Origin of the sequence: Cupriavidus sp. IDO (assembly GCF_000812465.1) — a bacterium.
Taxonomy (GTDB): Bacteria; Pseudomonadota; Gammaproteobacteria; order Burkholderiales; family Burkholderiaceae; genus Cupriavidus.
Genome location: NZ_JWMA01000128.1, coordinates 1 through 15,114 on the forward strand (window position 1 = coordinate 1; position 15,114 = coordinate 15,114).

Below are 15,114 nucleotides of genomic sequence, written 5' to 3' on the forward strand. Positions count from 1 at the left end.
AGCCGTTCATCTGGACCAAGAGCGCTCGCGACATCTTGCAGAAAGTCATTCGCGCCAACCGCCGCTTAAGTTCCAAACAGAATGGAACGCTGCACTAGGTCTGATCTGATGCACCGGCTATGGCTCTAAGGAACCCCATGCTGGGCGGTCAAGCTGCCTAGATGCGTTGGTGATAGACGCGGCCCTGGCCCGTCGCTAGACCGAAAGGTAGGCGATGGCGTCCAGAAGCCGTGCGGAATCCTTGGCGGAAAGCGGCGGCACCGTAATCGTGACCTGGTAGGGACGTGGCCGGGAGCCCGGTACCTGGGCGTGAATCGTTCCAGCCCTGACGACAAGATCCGTGACCGCCCCTTTGTTGGCGTAACCCCGTCCGCGTGGCAGACGATTGTCGTAGTCGATGTGTGTCAGGGCATTGAGCCATTGCTCGCCCCACCACGTTCTACCGAAAGATTGTCGCGCCACTGGGCCAGAATCCCTTCAACAATAGGTGGATTCTCAGATCCGGGGACTAGGGGGTATGCCAAGATAGGCGAATCCGCTGTCACAAGGGTACCGTTCCCCCTCGCCCGCTCGCCATGGCAGGCGCTCGGGGCCAGTTGTCGCCGTACCGCGCGGAACGCGCAATTGTAATCGCGGTTTGGGCGAATCTTGGCATCCCCCAACTTCATGCCGTCGAGCATTGACGTCCAACTCGGCGTACCTGATTCTCGACGCCGTCGCGCGCCTCGAAACTAGCTGGGTCGTCAACCTTTCTTGTGCTACCCGACGCGGAAAAATTCCACACTCTGCCCAGCATTGACCGCCCGCCCCAGCCAATCGGGCATCTCGCCCGGCCATCCCTCTTATGCGAACTGCCAGCGCGCGGGTAGCCGATATTGAGTTCCCATCCAGAAACACGAGAGGACGTGCGGCAATTCACCCGGAGTCGACGTGATCGCGCACAGCGCCGCGCTGTGCCGTCTGCAGCGGCGGCTCGCCGAACTGCAGGGCGGCAAGCTGCGCATAGAGCGGCGAGGTCTGAATGAGATCGGCGTGACGGCCCTGCGCGACGATGCGGCCCTGCTCCAGCACGACAATGCGGTCGACTTGTTGTACGGTAGCGAGGCGGTGCGCGATGACCAGTGTGGTGCGATTTTGCGCGGCATTGTCCAGCGCCAGTTGGACCAGTCGTTCACTGGCGGCATCGAGCGCGCTGGTGGCCTCGTCGAGCAGCAGGATGGGCGGATTCTTCAGGATCGCGCGGGCAATCGCGATGCGCTGACGCTGCCCACCAGAAAGCCGCACCCCGCGCTCGCCGAGAAACGTATCGTAGCGTTGCGGCAGTTCTTCGATAAATCCGGCCGCAGCGGCCATTTCGGCGGCCTGCTGTACTTGAGCGAGTGTAGCTTCGGGCGCGCCGTAGCGGATGTTGTCGAGCACGCTGCCTGAAAAGATCACCGATTCCTGCAGTACCACGCCGATTTCCTTGCGTAAATCGACGAGCCGCACATCGCGTGTCGGGACGCCGTTGATCAGAATGCGGCCGGACTGCGGGTCGTAAAAACGCAGCAGCAACTGGAACAGCGTGGTCTTACCCGCGCCAGACGGGCCGACCAATGCGACATGTTCGCCCGGACGGACATCGAGCGAGAGTGCGGAGAGCGCGGCAATGCCAGGGCGCGATGGATACGAGAAGCCGACGTTGTCGAAGCGGATGCCCTCGCCTCGCGCAGTCAGCGCGACTGTGGTCTCAGCCTCCACCACCGGTGAGCGCGCAGCCAGCAATTGCAGCAAACGTTCGGTGGCGCCGGCAGCGCGCTGCAGATCGCCCCACACTTCGGCGACCGCGCCCACGGCGCCTGCCGTGAACACGGCGTAGAGGATGAACTGGGACAACTGGCCCGCCGTCATCCGCCCGGCCAGCACCGCCTGCGCCCCGATCCACAGCACGAACACGATCGCGGCAAACACCAGCACGATAACGACGGCGGTCAACCAGGCACGCGCGCGAATGCGCGTGAGCGCGGTCTCGAAGGCCGCCTCCACCGCGCCGGCAAACCGCCGCGCCTCGAATGGCTCCTGCGTATACGCCTGTACGGTCGGCATGGCATTGAGCACCTCGCCCGCCAGCGCGCTCGTGTTCGCGATCTTGTCCTGGCTCGCACGCGAGAGCCGCCGCACGCGTCGGCCGAAGATCACAATGGGCGCGACCACCACGATCAGCGTCACGATGATGTAGCCGGACAGCACCGGGCTCGTCACCGCCAGCATCGCCACACCACCGGTCAACAGGAAGAAATTGCGCAATCCCAGCGACAGGCTAGTGCCCACCACCGTCTGGATCAATGTGGTGTCGGCGGTCAGCCGTGATAGCACCTCCCCAGTCTGCGTGGTCTCGAAGAACTGCGGACTCATCCCCAGCACGTGGTCGTAGACCGCACGCCGCAAGTCGGCCGTGACCCGCTCGCCCAGCCATGACACGAGATAGAAGCGCAGCGCCGTGGCGCTGGCCAGAACCAGCGAAACGACGAATAGCGCGAAGAAGTAGCGATCGATGTGCGCCCGGTCGCCCCCGGCGAAGCCACGATCGATCAGGTATTTGAACGCCACTGGCAACACCAGGGTGGCACCCGCCGAAGTCACAAGCGCCAGGAATGCGAGCGCCCAGCGACCGACATAAGGGCGCAGGAAGGGCAACAGGGCGAACAGTGGACTGATACGCGTAGTAGACGGGGCGACATCTGGCATGTGGATTCCTGCTCACTTGAGCGATCGAGACGGCCTCGGGGCCCATGATTCCCCGGCCGGTCGGAAACAGCACAGCCAATCGACCCTCCCGAGGGCGCTACTCCGGCAGCAACATTGACAAGGTTCCAGCCTCGATCTCGCTTCTGCAGGCGGCATGCGCTGCGTGTTCCATGCAATCACCAGGTTCGTCAGCAGGGTCAAGGAGCCAGAAATCGCGATAATTTCGTCACGACGACGGCCGCGCTCCGGCGTCACCTTGCCCGTGTAGCCTGCCGCTATGGGCGTTGCAAGCGCGCGAGCGGACTAGTGCACGCGCCGCCTGAGCCACATCCAAGATGTTTCAGTATAAAATAGGGATATGGCTGTTTTATACTGAAACGATATGGATCCGTGGATCGAATTGGACGAGGACGCACTGCGCCAGTATATCGACGCTAAAGCGGTGTTCGAAGCGTGGGAATCTGCGCGTGCCAAGGCCACAGAAGTCCGCGGTGGCATGCTCTGGCGAACCACGAAGGGCCGCGAGTACCTCATTAGGACCGGCGTCGACAACAAACAGAAAAGCCTTGGGGCGCGCTCCGAAAAGACCGAGGACCTGTACTCGCGGTTCATCACGCGTAAAGAAGCCGCCGAAACCAGGCTTAAGACACTCACTGACGAGCTTGACCGACATCGGCGCCTGAATCGCGCGGTCCACGTCGGCCGGGCGCCAGACATCCTCGTGGCCATCCTTCATGTGATGACTCGACTCAATATCGCCGAACACTTCATCGTCATCGGGACACATGCCCTATATGCATATGAAGCCGCGGCCGGTGTTCGCTTGCAAGAACGCGCGCTCGCAACTCGCGACGTCGATCTCCTTTGGGATACGCGGAAAAGCCTCCTGTTTGCCTCCCGAATGAAGAATCTGGACCTCTCGATGCTGGATGTTCTACGCAAGGTAGATAGCACATTCGAGATTCGGGATGACCAACTCTTTACGGCAGTGAACGCAAAGGGTTTTGAGGTGGACATCCTGAGCCGTGAGGCCGCAGATCTTGACCCCCGCCCGCTTCAGTTGACCGACGATGAAGACGACCTCTGGGCAGTCCAGGCGCGACGCGCAAATGTCCTGCTGGGGTCGCCTCCATTCTCGGCGCCCATCGTTTCCGTGACCGGACGGATAGCTCGGATGACAACTATCAGTCCAACCGCGTTTGTCGACTTCAAGCGTTGGATGGCATCGACCGCCGATCGCGATCCACTCAAGGTTTCCCGCGACAGACTACAGGCATCGATCGTCGAAGAACTCGCCAATCGCTTCCAACTCGGAGCTTAGCGAAGCGGGCTGTCTGCTCGATGGGTCCTCGCCACGAATTCGGAAATTCAGGACTCCAGACACCGCGCACGCGGCAGCACCTCGTCAGCATTCGCCGCGTCTTCGGCAATATGCCGACTTTGCAGGCGGCTGTGCATCGCCTCACACCGCATCATCATCGTAGCTGCGGGTTCCTGGTCAGCGCGGGCAAAGCCATCATCTGCGGCGACCTGCAGATAGACTTGCCGCAAGACAACGGCGATGATCACAATGATGGCGCCGACGCAGAACGCTCGAACGGCAATGGAGAGGTACTGCGCCATGGCGAAATTACTGTACAAACATGAGGGGATTGGCAGTGAGCCTACACGAGGCCGTCTCGCCACGGTGTAACGCCTTTGGAGGATTGACACACTCCGTTTCGCCGCGGCGGCGAGTTCGTGCGTTACGTGACACCGCGTGGCGGTTCTGAAAAGAATGTCCCGGAAATCGATCGAAGCCTTACCGAGCGGCCACTACTGGGCCGTGCCCCACGCGCCCTTCCCGCTGGACGGTGGCAACGGCCATGATGAGGTGTTTCCCGGCGCCCCAAGCATCAGCGGTGGCAAGTGGGTCACCTTCTACTGGGCGTGCAATGCACTGTATGCCGCCGCCCATTTCGATTTTGTCCCCATTCCCGCCAACCGCCCGGCGACGGTATCGACGTGGACGCCGTGAAGCGGCACCCGTCGCGAAAATATCAGCACACGGCTTGATGGTCTTTCAGTGTGACGTATACCCGATTGAGCGGTGGCTGCACTATCGTATTCAGCATGAACGAACACGACCTCTCGCAATTGCCGCCGGCCGCCCAGGCCTATATCCGCGAACTCGAAGCGCGGGCTGCTGTCAACGCTCAGCACATTGCACAGTTGAACGATCGCATCAAACTCCTTGAGGAACAGTTCCGGCTTGCGCAATCCAAACGCTTCGCGCCAAGCAGCGAGAAGATCAAGGACCGCGTGTTCGACGAAGCCGAGCAGATGGCTACCGCGGCGCCGGCCAACGACGATGAGGATGAAGCGCTCGCGCCGCCGGGCACGGGGCTGCCAGAGCCCGATAAGCCCGCAGGCCGCAAACGTGGCCGCAAGCCGCTGCCGGCGGAGTTGCCGCGCCAGCGCATCGAGTATGACCTGACCGAAGACCAGAAGATCTGCCCGTGCTGCCAGGGCTCGATGCACCGCTTGGGCGAGGAAGTCAGCGAGCAGTTGCACATCGAAGCAAAGGTCTCCGTACTGCAGCACGTCCGCTTCAAATACGCGTGTCGGCACTGCGAGCGCAATGCCGAACGCACGCCGGTGGTGACCGCGCCGATGCCAGCGCAACCACTGCCGGGCAGCAACGCAAGCCCGGCAATGCTGGCGACGGTGACCATCGGCAAGTACGTTGACGGCACGCCGCTGTATCGCATGGAAGATGCGCTCGGGCGCGCCGGCATTGAAGTTGGCCGTGGCACGCTGGCCAACTGGATCATCCGGCCTGCCGAGTTGCATTACAGCCGGCTGTATGAGGCGCTGCGCCGCACGCTGCTATCGCAGCCACTGATCCATGCGGACGAGACAACGGTGCAGGTGCTCAAGGAGCAAGGCAAGGCCGCGCAGAGCAAATCATATATGTGGGTCTACCGCAGCGAGGAGGACTGCGGGGAACCCGTGGTGCTGTTCGATTACCAGCCAGGGCGCGGACAGGAGTACCCGCAGGCGTTTCTCGCCGGCTACGAGGGCATGCTGATGACCGACGGCTACAGCGCGTGGCGCACGCTTGAGGGCGTGACCCACTTCGGCTGCCTGGCGCATGCGAGACGCGCGTTTTTCGATGTGCTCAAGGGGCAGAAGAAGCTTGGCGGGCACGCCGCGCAGGCGCTCGAATACTTCAAGGCCCTCTATCAGGTCGAGGCGCTCGCCAAGGCTGAGTTGCCCGAAGGACAATCGCGCGCTGACTACACGTATCGGCTGCGCCAGCAGCATAGTGTACCGCTCCTGACGGCGTTCAAGGCGTGGCTGGACGAGCAGGCCCCGCGGGTGTTGCCAGAGAGCCTGCTGGGCAAGGCGATCGTCTACACGCGGAATCAGTGGGAATACTTGAGCCGCTATGTTGTCGATGGGCGTGCGCCCGTGGACAACAACGTCATCGAACGAGACGTTAGGCCGTTTGCAACCGCGAGAAGGTCCTGGCTGTTCAGCGACACGGTCGCCGGCGCGAAGGCCAGCGCGATGGTCTATAGCCTGATGCTCACGTGCCGGGCCTGCGGCGTTGAGCCGTACGCCTATCTGCTGCACGTACTAACGGAATTGCCGCAGCGCGCCCCGGACGCGGACGTCATCGACCTGCTGCCGTTCAGCTTCGTCGCAGCGTCTGCCGCCTGAACGACGACCGACCGCACCCGAGGCGCCGATCGGCCATATGGGAGCACTCGCCCGTTACCCGGTAACTGGCAAGCCTACCGGCTCGCTTTGAAATAGTGATCCCATTGCTCCGAATCCGGATCGAGCCGACGCACGATGGCGTCGTCGACTCGCGCGATCAGCCGCTCCAGCATCTCTCGCTTCGTTACCGCGTAACGGCGTGCCAGCCGCGCGAGCGCGAGATCCGCTTCGCTACTTACCCACATGTCCAGCCGACGTTCTCCGTTGCCGTCCTTGCCTGCCGTCGCGCGCCTTGCCCGATAGGCCGCCTGCCGCTGAGCTGTCGTCTGCGCCATCCTGCACTCCCCTCGTCATGGTTACCCGGTAACGTTCCCGTCTTGCATACGTTACCGGCTAACGGATCGACTCAACAAGGTGTGCTGAATTTAGCCCTTACCAATGACACGCATGCCGACGGGTAGGCTGATGCCAAACTCGAGCAGAATGCCGTGAATGCGATTGACAGTCGCCGTGCGTTCTCGCACTAGCCCCTCCCTGACGCGATGCAGCGCGGCGAGTGTTTGCTGGGCTTCTGTCTTTGGGCTGACGAAACGCATGGCGGGTCGGGCAGCCGCCTCGCAAATAGCCTCCGCGTCCACGAAATCATTCTTGTTGCCCTTCACAAACGGCTTGACGTACTGTGGCGCGATTAGCTTGGCTTCGTGGCGAGTGCCTGCAGTTCTCGCGCAAGGCAATGGGAGCCTGCGCAGGCCTCCATGACCAGCGTGCAGCTCGGAAAGTTGCTCATCAAAAGAAGCAACTGCTTGCGCGTCAACTTCTTGCGCCAGAGTTCATGCCCGCCGCGATCCTGAGCATGCAAGTGAAAGACATGTTTGCCGAGATCAATGCCGATCAAGGTGACTTCGCTCATGGCAGGCTCCTCCGGAAAGTGACGCCTCCAGCCTAGGCGATGCATCGGAGATCGGGCTGACCATTTCATTATGTCCGAGTTTTGGCAAGGTACCCTGTACGGCCGCAGCCTGCCAGGGAGCCGCCATGCGACCGGACACGATCACCATGACGATGCGCCAATTGGACCGGCTCAAGGTCTTGCAGGCCCTGGCAGACGGTCACCTGAAGACAGGCATTGCAGCGGCTCGGCTGGGCTTGAGTCCACGCCAGACGCTGCGCCTGCTGCGCCGGTATCAGGATGAAGGCGCTCCAGGCTTACAGAATCGTCGCCAAGGCGCCCCTGGTCATCGCCAACTTCCGCCCGGGCTCGAATCCCGCGTGCGCGGCCTGATCCGCGACAGCTACACCGACTTCGGCCCGACCCTGGCGGCCGAGAAGCTGCCCATAGATTGAATTTAGCCGGCTTACCGCAAGAGCGCTGCTTGCGGGAGATCCGCCGAAATACGGGATGGGCGCATCCCCGCTATGCCTGTACGCGAGCCCGCCTGTAAGCGCGCCGCAACCGATACGGTAGGCCTTGCTTCTAAACGCGCCACCGGCGCGCGCCCTGGCCCCTCCTCTGCGAGCCTTTTCCGCCTCGGGCGAGGCGGCAGGTGTGTGGGGAGGCTAAATTCAGTATATAACCGACCGAATGCGCACCATGGACACCTCCCTCTGGCACACCAATCCCTCCGCGGCCTATGCTGACTGGCAACTACGCGAGGCGAGCGGCGCGGATCGCCGCCCGTTCTCGGCGCGCTCGATTGTCCAGCACCGCGCCATGTTCGAGCACTTCCGCCGCCATCTGCTCGAACGCGGCACCACACTGGCCAGCTTCGGCCCGGAGCATATCGCCGCGCTGTGGCACACGCCTGCGGGTGCGCACCACGGTGTCGCCACGCGCATGCGCTACCTGAAGCTGCTGGACCGACTGTGTCGCCACCTGGTCGCCATCGGCGTGCGCCAGTCCAATCCAGCGGCGCCACTGGTGGGCGAAGCCCACTGGCCCGAGGATGAGCCCACCCCGATCTACCTGCCCGAAACCGCCGACGCCCGCCTGCAGGCCTGGGCGCAACCCACTCCCGGCGACGACCTCGCGCAACGACGCAGTCGGGCCGTCGTGGCGCTGTTTCTGGGCACCGGCATTACCGTCGCGGAGATGCGCGCAGCCGTGACAGGCGACCTGCACCCGGCAGCCAATCCGCCCTACCTGCGCGTGCCAGCACATGGGGCACGGGACACGCGTACCGTCCACCTGGAATCCTTCTGCGTCCCAATTCTTGCCGCATGGCAAGAGCGCCGCCCCGCCCTGCCCATCGCCGGCAACCTGATCTTCTCGTTGCAGACCAACGGCCAGGCCATGACCGTCAAGACCCTGGGCGTAATCGTTCGTGCCGCACTGGAAGCGATCGATTTCAGCGCCGCCGACATGAGCCCTCGCATCCTGCGCAACACATTCTGTCGACGGCAGTTGTTGGCGGGCCAGGATCGGCAAGCGGTAAGCGAGCGCATGGGCCTGACCAGCACACGAACCTGCGACCGTATCGCTGCAACTATCAGGCCTGCATGAGGGCTATTCGTTGCGGCCGCGCATCGCTTCTTGCCTCAATGCTCGCGCCAGTATTGCGCTTGCGAGGGCTTTTGCTATGCTTCGCTCGATCGCAAGGCTAATCGGCATGTCGCCACAGCCTTAGCGCTCGATTCGTTGGCAAACTCAACAGAAGACCATGGCCACTAAAGCAAAACCTGTCGCAAAGACTGTTACCAAGCCTACTGCCAAGAAAGCCGCTCCGGCAAAGACTGCAGCACCAGCCAAGAAGGCCGCTGCCGCAGCGCCTGTCGCCAAGCCGCTGAAGGACACCTTCAACAAGTCGAGCCTGCTGGCGCACCTGGTCGCCCAGACCGAGCTGGACAAGAAGACCGTGCAGACCGTGCTTGCCCACCTTGAGAACACCATCGTGAGCGCGATCCACAAGAAGGGCGCGGGCGAGTTCACCCTGCCCGGCCTCTTCAAGGTGGCGGCCATTCAAGTGCCGGCAACTAAGAAGCGTTTCGGAAAGAACCCGTTCACCGGCCAGGATCAATGGTTCGCCGCCAAGCCTGCCAGCGTGAAGGTTAAGGTCCGGCCGCTGAAGAAGCTGAAGGACGCCGCAATCTAATTGCGCCTCGGAAAATGAAAAGCCCCGGCATCTTCGCGATGTCGGGGCTTTTCATTTTTTTCATTGAACACACCAGGTGTGTGACCGCCATTACCGGCCTGCGCGGGCGGGCTTCCTGATCCGCAGTGCTTCGCCGCGCTGGTCTAGACTGGCAAGCATCGTCCGGACTCGCTCAGACTGCGCAGCGCACGGAAATCTTGGTGAGCGCGGTGCCAACGACCGCCACCAGCTCAATATCATCACCGTTGCCCTCGCGCAATCCAGTTAGCGCGTGTTCGGCGAAGCGCTCGGCTAACTCGCGGTTATCCAACTGGACACATCCGCCAAGGCCGGTCAGGCGCACGGAGGGGCCGACGTGGTTTCCTCTTTGGTGCTCCCATACAGGACCTGGGAGACATTGCGCGCTGCGTGCCGGTCGGCCACCCTGACGGTGAAGTAGTCCCGATTGGGTACCAGAATGCCCTGGATTTCTGCTGGCGTCCCGTTGTTTCGCTGGTCATTCTGCGCTCAAGTACGTCGTCGTCGAGTGAAGTCTCGCGGCCCGCGGCACGGAATCGCCACGACACGCGGGAAAACACCCAGCCTACGGCGAATGCGGCGTGGGCCTGGGACGCGGCTGCGGAATAGGCGTCGGCGCACCACCAGGCACCTGGATATACGGCGCGACGATGTATGGGTATGGAGTCGATCCGTTGGCCTGCGGCGCCTCGGGTGTTGCAATCGGCTGCACCCCTTCAGCCCGCGGGAGCAAAAGCGGCGCGGTTTGCAGCTCAGTGCCGCCGGTTCCGCCGTCACTGATACCGCGCTGGGTATCAAGAGTCAGCGGTCGACTGCTCGACGGTGGAGCAGAAAATGCTGCCGCCGAAGCCACCCCCAGCAGCACGACAGTCGCCGTGGATCTCAGCAAGTGAATCGCGTTTGAACACATATGCGCTCCTGTTGATCAAGGCAGTGTTGGTTATCGGCTGGGAGCTTGCGCGCCTGGTGCTGCTTTCCCTCTACGACTTTCCGCAAATATACTTGTCGGGAGACGACGGCGACGACCACAATGATGGCGCCAACGCAGAAGGCTCAGACTGCCATTTGGAGGTATCGCGCCATTGAACTTGCACCGTAAAGCATAAGGTAATCGGCAGCAAGACTACACGAGGATGTCGCGAGACAGTGCCACGTCGCCGCAGGATTGACACAATTTGTTTTCACCGCGGCGTGTATCTTGCGTCAGTGTTTTGACGCTCGGCAGGCTTTTCTGCAGCTCGGCCGGGAGTTCAGCAACGAACTGGTACTGGGCCACCCCAATCGGATTGTCCATGCCGCGGCGACGCAGTTGGGGGACAAGGTTGTTTGGCGCCCGACGGGGCGGCCAATCAGGCGGGTGTCGATCTGCGCCAGGAGTACCGCGCGGGACCAGCCGTGCGGCACTCCTGGCGCGCATACCACTGCCTTGGTCTGGTCGACGATGGCCTGTTACCAGATGGAATCCAGCTCGCTCTGCGTTGCCATGTTGCCAGCCGTCATTGCCCGCTCCGGCAGGTGGCGAAGGCGTAGACCTGCTTCACGATGTCGCGGATATGTCCGTCGCCGGCGCGCCGCGTAACTTGACCTTGCCACACAAGAAGCAGAGGTCAGCACGCTGATCTCTCTGGATGCGTGGGAATATCACGGCTATCCAGTAGAGCCGTTCTCGATGGCGACCGAGCAGAAGGGCTCCGGAGACGATGACAAGGACGAAGTAACTGTGCGTGCCGTTGCGCCGAATTGAGAGATGACTACGACAGGAAGGACCGAGCCAAGGGCGCAATTCGGTGTGCCAAGCCGCCCCTTCGCGGCATGAAACTGGAATTGCCCGAATAGATGTGGTGAGGCTGTCTGCCACTGTCGTGCGAAGGTTTGGTTTTCGTCGAAGGCCGAAGCATCCCGTCGACTAGCCTCAAAGTCCCCCTCCGCACGCCGCCGTACACGCCCTCTCAGGCTTCGGGAATCAAAAATCTCGTTCTATTCTTGCCGAGCCACGCCGGCGCGCGCCCGCGTCCCGACCAGGTCGCGCCGGTCTTCGGGTCCATATACTTCGCCGGCTGCGCCGGCTTCTTCTTCGCGACACCCTTCCCAGCGCCAGCAGCCGGTCGTCCACGGCGACGCTTCGTGGCAATGTCATCGACCGTAAGTTCATACTCGGCCATCAAAGTCTGGATTTGCTCGATGACACCTGCGACCTCACTGGCGCGAACTTCGGCCAGTTTGGCTTCCAGCGCTTCCTTTTCCGCCATGAGCTGCTTGTAAGTTGCCATTTAAAATATCCTTTTCTTTGTTGGTGACTCATATCGTACAGCACTCTTCTGAGTTTTCACTGACTTCGCGAGTCGAACCTCTCCGTGAAAGATTAGGTAGCTGCTGAATTATTCCTTCGTGAGTGCTATCCTCCCGGCCCCTTCCTCGCAATCAGGAAGGGATAGACAGCCAAAGGAAGGAATCAATGCATCTTGTTTCACGGCTGGCCGCAGCCGCCGCCATTTGCCTTAGCTTCACCGCCCCGGTTCAAGCAGCAACGGACTTTGACCGTTGCCCGCAGTTCTTTGCACAAGGGGCTGTCCCGCAGGTCCGAAGCCAAAACCTTAAGCCGCGCGCCCTGTGTTTTGATTCGTTTGCCGTATTGCATTCCGGCACGACGAAGACACCAGTCTATGTCGCCGAGCGACTGAATGCAGAGCAAGTCGCTGACGCGCAGGACGAAGAACGGACAAACCGCTTCTTCGCTGATGCTCGACTACCCCGGGCAGAACGCTCGGAGCTCGATGACTATAAGAGCTCCGGCTATGACCGTGGCCACATGGCGCCCGCTGGAGATATGCCCAATGCAACGGCCATGGCGCAGAGCTTCTCGCTGGCCAATATGGTGCCCCAGGCCCCACAGAACAATAGGAAGAGCTGGGCAGGCATCGAGAAATCAACGCGCAAATACGTCCGGCGTGCCAAGGGGGACGTGTACGTCATCACCGGGCCGGTGTTCGGGGCCGGCGCTCCCACCACCATCGGACCGGACCAGGTGTGGGTGCCTCAATACCTGTTCAAGCTTGTGTATGACCCGACAACCCATCGCGCTTGGGCGCATTGGATTGAGAATTCAGATTCAGCACGTGCTGGACAGCCTATTACGTATCGTGAGCTTGTCAAACGAACTGGCGTGAACTTTCTTCCTGGTGTCCCAATAGCGGAATGACGCTCAGTTAAGACATCTGACGTTTCATTGTCATCATCAAGCTGTGCACAGCTGACACCGGCGGGCCCCCGCCCGCCTAGCAATCTTCGCCAAACACATGCTCCCGAGCAACGAAATCGCGATTGCGCAAGCGTGCGGCAGCAGTTAGGGTATGTGTATCGCCGCACCGCAACAAAGGCGAGCGCGCGCAACATGAAGTGAAGGAGGGAGCACCGTGACAACAGCATGCGCCAGGAGCAAGACTGAAGCGCTGCGCCTGCTTGATACCCGAGGCATAACCGCGCTGGAGTTGGACTACGAATCAGGGTGGCAAGACGCAATCGAGCTCGGCCGGCGGGGGCAGAAGGCAGGGATACGCGTCGAGTATCGCAGCCATGAGAATATTGCCGTCAAGTCGGTGGCGGCATTGGTTGCAGGCTTGGCGCGACCAAAGACGACGTTCCGGCAACGGAATCTGTACTGCCAGTTTGAGCTACGTGAACTGTCGGTAGGTGAACTGGAGCAGTTGGAGGCAAAGGCGGCGAAGTTGGGAGACTACATCCTCGCTGGGCACTTGATGAGAGACGTGGATGCAGAGTGGACAGAGTAAGCCGCCGCCCTGAAGGCCACCCTCTACCCTTGCGTGTCCTAATTCGGACACTATTCCCGTACGGTGTTTGCTCGGAGCTTGTCTGCCGTAGAAGGTGGAAACGAGACACACTCAAGTGCCGCCCAATTTCAGCGACCGACATCTTTCTGCTTCTCATCATCGCCAGAGCGGCTCGACGCTGTTTGAGGCCCAGAAGATGCGGGCGACCGCTTGTTCGACCACGAACTCTCGCCGCTTCGAGCCGAGCCAAACGTTCGCTCTCTAACGTGTCAATACCATCGCGGGCAGCGGTCGTGACGCTTGGTACGACCTGTGGGTGAGGCGACCCAGTGACCCAGAATGGCGGTTGACTCGGCCTCGGCCAAGCGTCTGCGCGCCTTTTGAAGGATCATCATTCCATTACCCGAGCGGTGGCGGGCGCAGTGCTGTCGGTTCGATGCCGAACATGCGCTTGTGCGTCCGAGTCAGGTGAGCCGAGTCCGCAAATCCCGCCTCATGCGCGGCCTCGGTCCAGGATGCGCCGGACATGACTGCCTCGATAGCCAGATTGATGCGCAGCCATAGGAGGTACGCTCTGAACGAGCTGCCGGTCCCGGCGACAAACAGATGCCGAAAACGACTCTCCGACAAGGCGACCGCTGAGGCCACCTCACTCAGTGAGAGAGGATTCCGAATGTTTGAGCGGATATAGTCCAGAGCCCGGCTAAGACGCGGGTCCAGGTCTTTGTCTGGCCTGGTCGCAGTTCCACAGAGCGCCGCCACGGCCGACGTTGCGGCCTCGACCATGTCCTTGGCCAACTGGCTCGACTGCATCGCTTCGAACAGCAACTTGGCAGCCGCGCGGGCACCTGCGGCCGGGAGTTCGGCAACGGCATTCGAACCAAAGCTTGCTGTGAGTGCGCGCCCAGCGCTGCTTTCGGGTTCCACGAAGAGGTGGGCCATGGTGGCGCCATCAACTTCAAACTGGTGCGTGCATTCACTGGGGACGATGGCGCCTTCGTAGTCAGTCCAGGCGCCATCAGCCTCGGTGCGAAAGCGGAAGCTACCGCTTAACGCGATAGCGAGTTGATGGGCATGGTGCTCGTGCCACTGCGTTCTACCCTGACCTTCACCTATCCAGAGACTGCCGCCTTGCCAGAAGTAGACACGACCCGTGGATGTGACGGCCGAGAAACGACCGGGCGCGATGGACGGATGCACGGAATCGCCCTGTAGTGCTGTCACGACGCTACCCCCTCAACTCAGCCGTTTCGTTCAAGTTCATTCCGTGCGCGGCCCCGACAATTGCTCGCATATTCGCAGCCCACCCCGGACACGCACGATGTACCTCTCTACCTTCGCCCTTCAAATTCGCCCCCATGTCCAGGCCGAGCTCGATGCCGCAGCGGCGCGCGAAGCTCGGGGCGAGCCAATCTCGGCGTTCACACATCTCGAGCGCGCCCACATCCTTGGGCAGGAATCCACTGTGGAACACGTGCGCGCCCACTGGGCGATGTTCTGCTGGGCGCTCCGCCAGAACATTGCGCGTGAAGCCTTCGGCCAGGCTTGGCGAATCCTCGCCGCTATGTTGAATACCTGGCTGGGTTGGGTGCCCTTCGGAAATACCGGCGGCACCAGCGTCAGCGGCTTCAGGCCCATGCCGGTTCCGGCAGACCTGCAGCGGCTCATCGACGCCGCTCGCACAGTGCACTAGGGTCTGTTTACATTTGAATAAATGTGTTTACATCTTGTCTTTTGCGCGAGCGAGGCAAGATGGTCCGGACGCTGTTGAGCGACGAGGTATGGCA

At 61.5% G+C, this 15,114-nt stretch carries 18 protein-coding genes and 2 pseudogenes; 10 read left to right on the forward strand and 10 right to left on the reverse strand.

Annotation, left to right across the window (positions count from 1 at the left end; genetic code table 11):
• Nucleotides 1-195 precede the first annotated feature (195 nt).
• The 3 genes and pseudogenes from RM96_RS38975 to RM96_RS28075 all read right to left on the reverse strand — a co-directional run bounded on the left by RM96_RS38975 (nucleotide 196) and on the right by RM96_RS28075 (nucleotide 2,727).
• Complete coding sequence (locus tag RM96_RS38975) at nucleotides 196-462, reverse strand: SWIM zinc finger family protein (protein ID WP_152624224.1); 267 nt, start codon at nucleotides 460-462, stop codon at nucleotides 196-198.
• A 296-nt stretch (nucleotides 463-758) separates the two neighbouring features.
• Nucleotides 759-830: pseudogene (locus RM96_RS40310) on the reverse strand (H-NS histone family protein); the annotation flags it as partial.
• Between the two features lie 85 nt (nucleotides 831-915).
• On the reverse strand, nucleotides 916-2,727 hold the full coding sequence (locus RM96_RS28075; protein WP_039015009.1) for an ABC transporter transmembrane domain-containing protein: 1,812 nt from the start codon (nucleotides 2,725-2,727) through the stop codon (nucleotides 916-918).
• A 382-nt stretch (nucleotides 2,728-3,109) separates the two neighbouring features.
• Here RM96_RS28075 and RM96_RS28080 point away from each other — a divergent pair, with 382 nt between their 5' ends.
• A complete protein-coding gene (locus tag RM96_RS28080; RefSeq protein ID WP_052279794.1) occupies nucleotides 3,110-4,048 on the forward strand; it encodes a GSU2403 family nucleotidyltransferase fold protein in 939 nt (312 codons plus the stop codon).
• Nucleotides 4,049-4,095: 47 nt separating this feature from the next.
• Here the strand turns inward: RM96_RS28080 and RM96_RS28085 are convergent, their stop codons facing one another.
• The gene (locus RM96_RS28085; RefSeq protein WP_039015010.1) at nucleotides 4,096-4,350 is read right to left on the reverse strand and encodes a hypothetical protein; all 255 of its coding nucleotides are present in this window, start codon (nucleotides 4,348-4,350) and stop codon (nucleotides 4,096-4,098) included.
• Nucleotides 4,351-4,504: 154 nt separating this feature from the next.
• On the opposite strand from RM96_RS28085, the gene RM96_RS28090 reads away from it, so the two are divergent.
• Both RM96_RS28090 and tnpC read left to right on the forward strand, forming a co-directional pair.
• Entirely contained in the window at nucleotides 4,505-4,744 is a 240-nt protein-coding gene (locus RM96_RS28090; protein WP_052279795.1) for a hypothetical protein, read from the forward strand.
• Between the two features lie 95 nt (nucleotides 4,745-4,839).
• On the forward strand, nucleotides 4,840-6,432 hold the full coding sequence (gene tnpC / locus RM96_RS28095; RefSeq protein ID WP_039015011.1) for an IS66 family transposase: 1,593 nt from the start codon (nucleotides 4,840-4,842) through the stop codon (nucleotides 6,430-6,432).
• Between the two features lie 74 nt (nucleotides 6,433-6,506).
• Here tnpC and RM96_RS28100 read toward each other — a convergent pair whose 3' ends face one another.
• Both RM96_RS28100 and RM96_RS36585 read right to left on the reverse strand, forming a co-directional pair.
• On the reverse strand, nucleotides 6,507-6,767 hold the full coding sequence (locus RM96_RS28100; RefSeq protein ID WP_039015012.1) for a hypothetical protein: 261 nt from the start codon (nucleotides 6,765-6,767) through the stop codon (nucleotides 6,507-6,509).
• Between the two features lie 102 nt (nucleotides 6,768-6,869).
• Nucleotides 6,870-7,342, reverse strand: a pseudogene (locus tag RM96_RS36585) (IS110 family transposase); the annotation flags it as partial.
• 125 nt (nucleotides 7,343-7,467) lie between these two features.
• Between RM96_RS36585 and RM96_RS28115 the strand changes: the two are divergent.
• The 3 genes from RM96_RS28115 to RM96_RS28125 all read left to right on the forward strand — a co-directional run bounded on the left by RM96_RS28115 (nucleotide 7,468) and on the right by RM96_RS28125 (nucleotide 9,521).
• Nucleotides 7,468-7,776, forward strand: coding sequence for a helix-turn-helix domain-containing protein (locus RM96_RS28115; protein WP_052279796.1), 309 nt, complete (start codon nucleotides 7,468-7,470; stop codon nucleotides 7,774-7,776).
• A gap of 247 nt (nucleotides 7,777-8,023) precedes the next feature.
• Nucleotides 8,024-8,932 (forward strand): tyrosine-type recombinase/integrase, encoded by a 909-nt coding sequence (locus RM96_RS28120; protein WP_052279798.1) that lies wholly within the window; start codon nucleotides 8,024-8,026, stop codon nucleotides 8,930-8,932.
• A 157-nt stretch (nucleotides 8,933-9,089) separates the two neighbouring features.
• Entirely contained in the window at nucleotides 9,090-9,521 is a 432-nt protein-coding gene (locus RM96_RS28125) for an HU family DNA-binding protein (protein ID WP_039015015.1), read from the forward strand.
• A gap of 172 nt (nucleotides 9,522-9,693) precedes the next feature.
• Here RM96_RS28125 and RM96_RS39515 read toward each other — a convergent pair whose 3' ends face one another.
• Nucleotides 9,694-9,831, reverse strand: coding sequence for a hypothetical protein (locus RM96_RS39515; protein ID WP_193752540.1), 138 nt, complete (start codon nucleotides 9,829-9,831; stop codon nucleotides 9,694-9,696).
• Nucleotides 9,832-10,373: 542 nt separating this feature from the next.
• Between RM96_RS39515 and RM96_RS39520 the strand changes: the two genes are divergently transcribed.
• Nucleotides 10,374-10,625, forward strand: a complete 252-nt coding sequence (locus tag RM96_RS39520; protein WP_193752541.1) for a hypothetical protein — start codon at nucleotides 10,374-10,376, stop codon at nucleotides 10,623-10,625.
• Between the two features lie 37 nt (nucleotides 10,626-10,662).
• Here RM96_RS39520 and RM96_RS40315 read toward each other — a convergent pair whose 3' ends face one another.
• Together RM96_RS40315 and RM96_RS28140 are read right to left on the reverse strand one after the other, a co-directional pair.
• On the reverse strand, nucleotides 10,663-10,833 hold the full coding sequence (locus tag RM96_RS40315; RefSeq protein WP_238587449.1) for a hypothetical protein: 171 nt from the start codon (nucleotides 10,831-10,833) through the stop codon (nucleotides 10,663-10,665).
• Nucleotides 10,834-11,488: 655 nt separating this feature from the next.
• Complete coding sequence (locus tag RM96_RS28140) at nucleotides 11,489-11,809, reverse strand: H-NS histone family protein (protein ID WP_039015018.1); 321 nt, start codon at nucleotides 11,807-11,809, stop codon at nucleotides 11,489-11,491.
• A gap of 185 nt (nucleotides 11,810-11,994) precedes the next feature.
• Here RM96_RS28140 and RM96_RS28145 point away from each other — a divergent pair, with 185 nt between their 5' ends.
• Nucleotides 11,995-12,738 carry a DNA/RNA non-specific endonuclease gene (locus RM96_RS28145; RefSeq protein ID WP_039015019.1) on the forward strand — a complete coding sequence of 248 codons (744 nt, stop codon included), beginning with the start codon at nucleotides 11,995-11,997 and terminating at the stop codon, nucleotides 12,736-12,738.
• Nucleotides 12,739-12,952: 214 nt separating this feature from the next.
• Nucleotides 12,953-13,327 (forward strand): hypothetical protein, encoded by a 375-nt coding sequence (locus tag RM96_RS28150; RefSeq protein ID WP_039015020.1) that lies wholly within the window; start codon nucleotides 12,953-12,955, stop codon nucleotides 13,325-13,327.
• 399 nt (nucleotides 13,328-13,726) lie between these two features.
• Here the strand turns inward: RM96_RS28150 and RM96_RS28155 are convergent, their stop codons facing one another.
• On the reverse strand, nucleotides 13,727-14,551 hold the full coding sequence (locus RM96_RS28155) for an AraC family transcriptional regulator (protein ID WP_152624225.1): 825 nt from the start codon (nucleotides 14,549-14,551) through the stop codon (nucleotides 13,727-13,729).
• Nucleotides 14,552-14,648: 97 nt separating this feature from the next.
• On the opposite strand from RM96_RS28155, the gene RM96_RS28160 reads away from it, so the two are divergent.
• A complete protein-coding gene (locus RM96_RS28160) occupies nucleotides 14,649-15,020 on the forward strand; it encodes a DUF3703 domain-containing protein (RefSeq protein WP_039015021.1) in 372 nt (123 codons plus the stop codon).
• The last annotated feature ends 94 nt before the right edge of the window (nucleotides 15,021-15,114 follow it).

Bases quoted from the DNA above. Each gene is read 5' to 3' on its own strand.
- RM96_RS28080 (WP_052279794.1), top strand. From the start codon at position 3,110: ATGGATCCGTGGATCGAATTGGACGAGGACGCACTGCGCCAGTATATC.
- RM96_RS39520 (WP_193752541.1), top strand. From the start codon at position 10,374: ATGCTGCCGCCGAAGCCACCCCCAGCAGCACGACAGTCGCCGTGGATC.
- RM96_RS28160 (WP_039015021.1), top strand. From the start codon at position 14,649: ATGTACCTCTCTACCTTCGCCCTTCAAATTCGCCCCCATGTCCAGGCC.
- RM96_RS28090 (WP_052279795.1), top strand. From the start codon at position 4,505: ATGTCCCGGAAATCGATCGAAGCCTTACCGAGCGGCCACTACTGGGCC.
- RM96_RS28100 (WP_039015012.1), bottom strand. From the start codon at position 6,767: ATGGCGCAGACGACAGCTCAGCGGCAGGCGGCCTATCGGGCAAGGCGC.
- RM96_RS28115 (WP_052279796.1), top strand. From the start codon at position 7,468: ATGCGACCGGACACGATCACCATGACGATGCGCCAATTGGACCGGCTC.
- RM96_RS28075 (WP_039015009.1), bottom strand. From the start codon at position 2,727: ATGCCAGATGTCGCCCCGTCTACTACGCGTATCAGTCCACTGTTCGCC.
- RM96_RS40315 (WP_238587449.1), bottom strand. From the start codon at position 10,833: ATGGACAATCCGATTGGGGTGGCCCAGTACCAGTTCGTTGCTGAACTC.
- RM96_RS28120 (WP_052279798.1), top strand. From the start codon at position 8,024: ATGGACACCTCCCTCTGGCACACCAATCCCTCCGCGGCCTATGCTGAC.
- RM96_RS28145 (WP_039015019.1), top strand. From the start codon at position 11,995: ATGCATCTTGTTTCACGGCTGGCCGCAGCCGCCGCCATTTGCCTTAGC.
- RM96_RS28140 (WP_039015018.1), bottom strand. From the start codon at position 11,809: ATGGCAACTTACAAGCAGCTCATGGCGGAAAAGGAAGCGCTGGAAGCC.
- tnpC (WP_039015011.1), top strand. From the start codon at position 4,840: ATGAACGAACACGACCTCTCGCAATTGCCGCCGGCCGCCCAGGCCTAT.
- RM96_RS28125 (WP_039015015.1), top strand. From the start codon at position 9,090: ATGGCCACTAAAGCAAAACCTGTCGCAAAGACTGTTACCAAGCCTACT.
- RM96_RS28085 (WP_039015010.1), bottom strand. From the start codon at position 4,350: ATGGCGCAGTACCTCTCCATTGCCGTTCGAGCGTTCTGCGTCGGCGCC.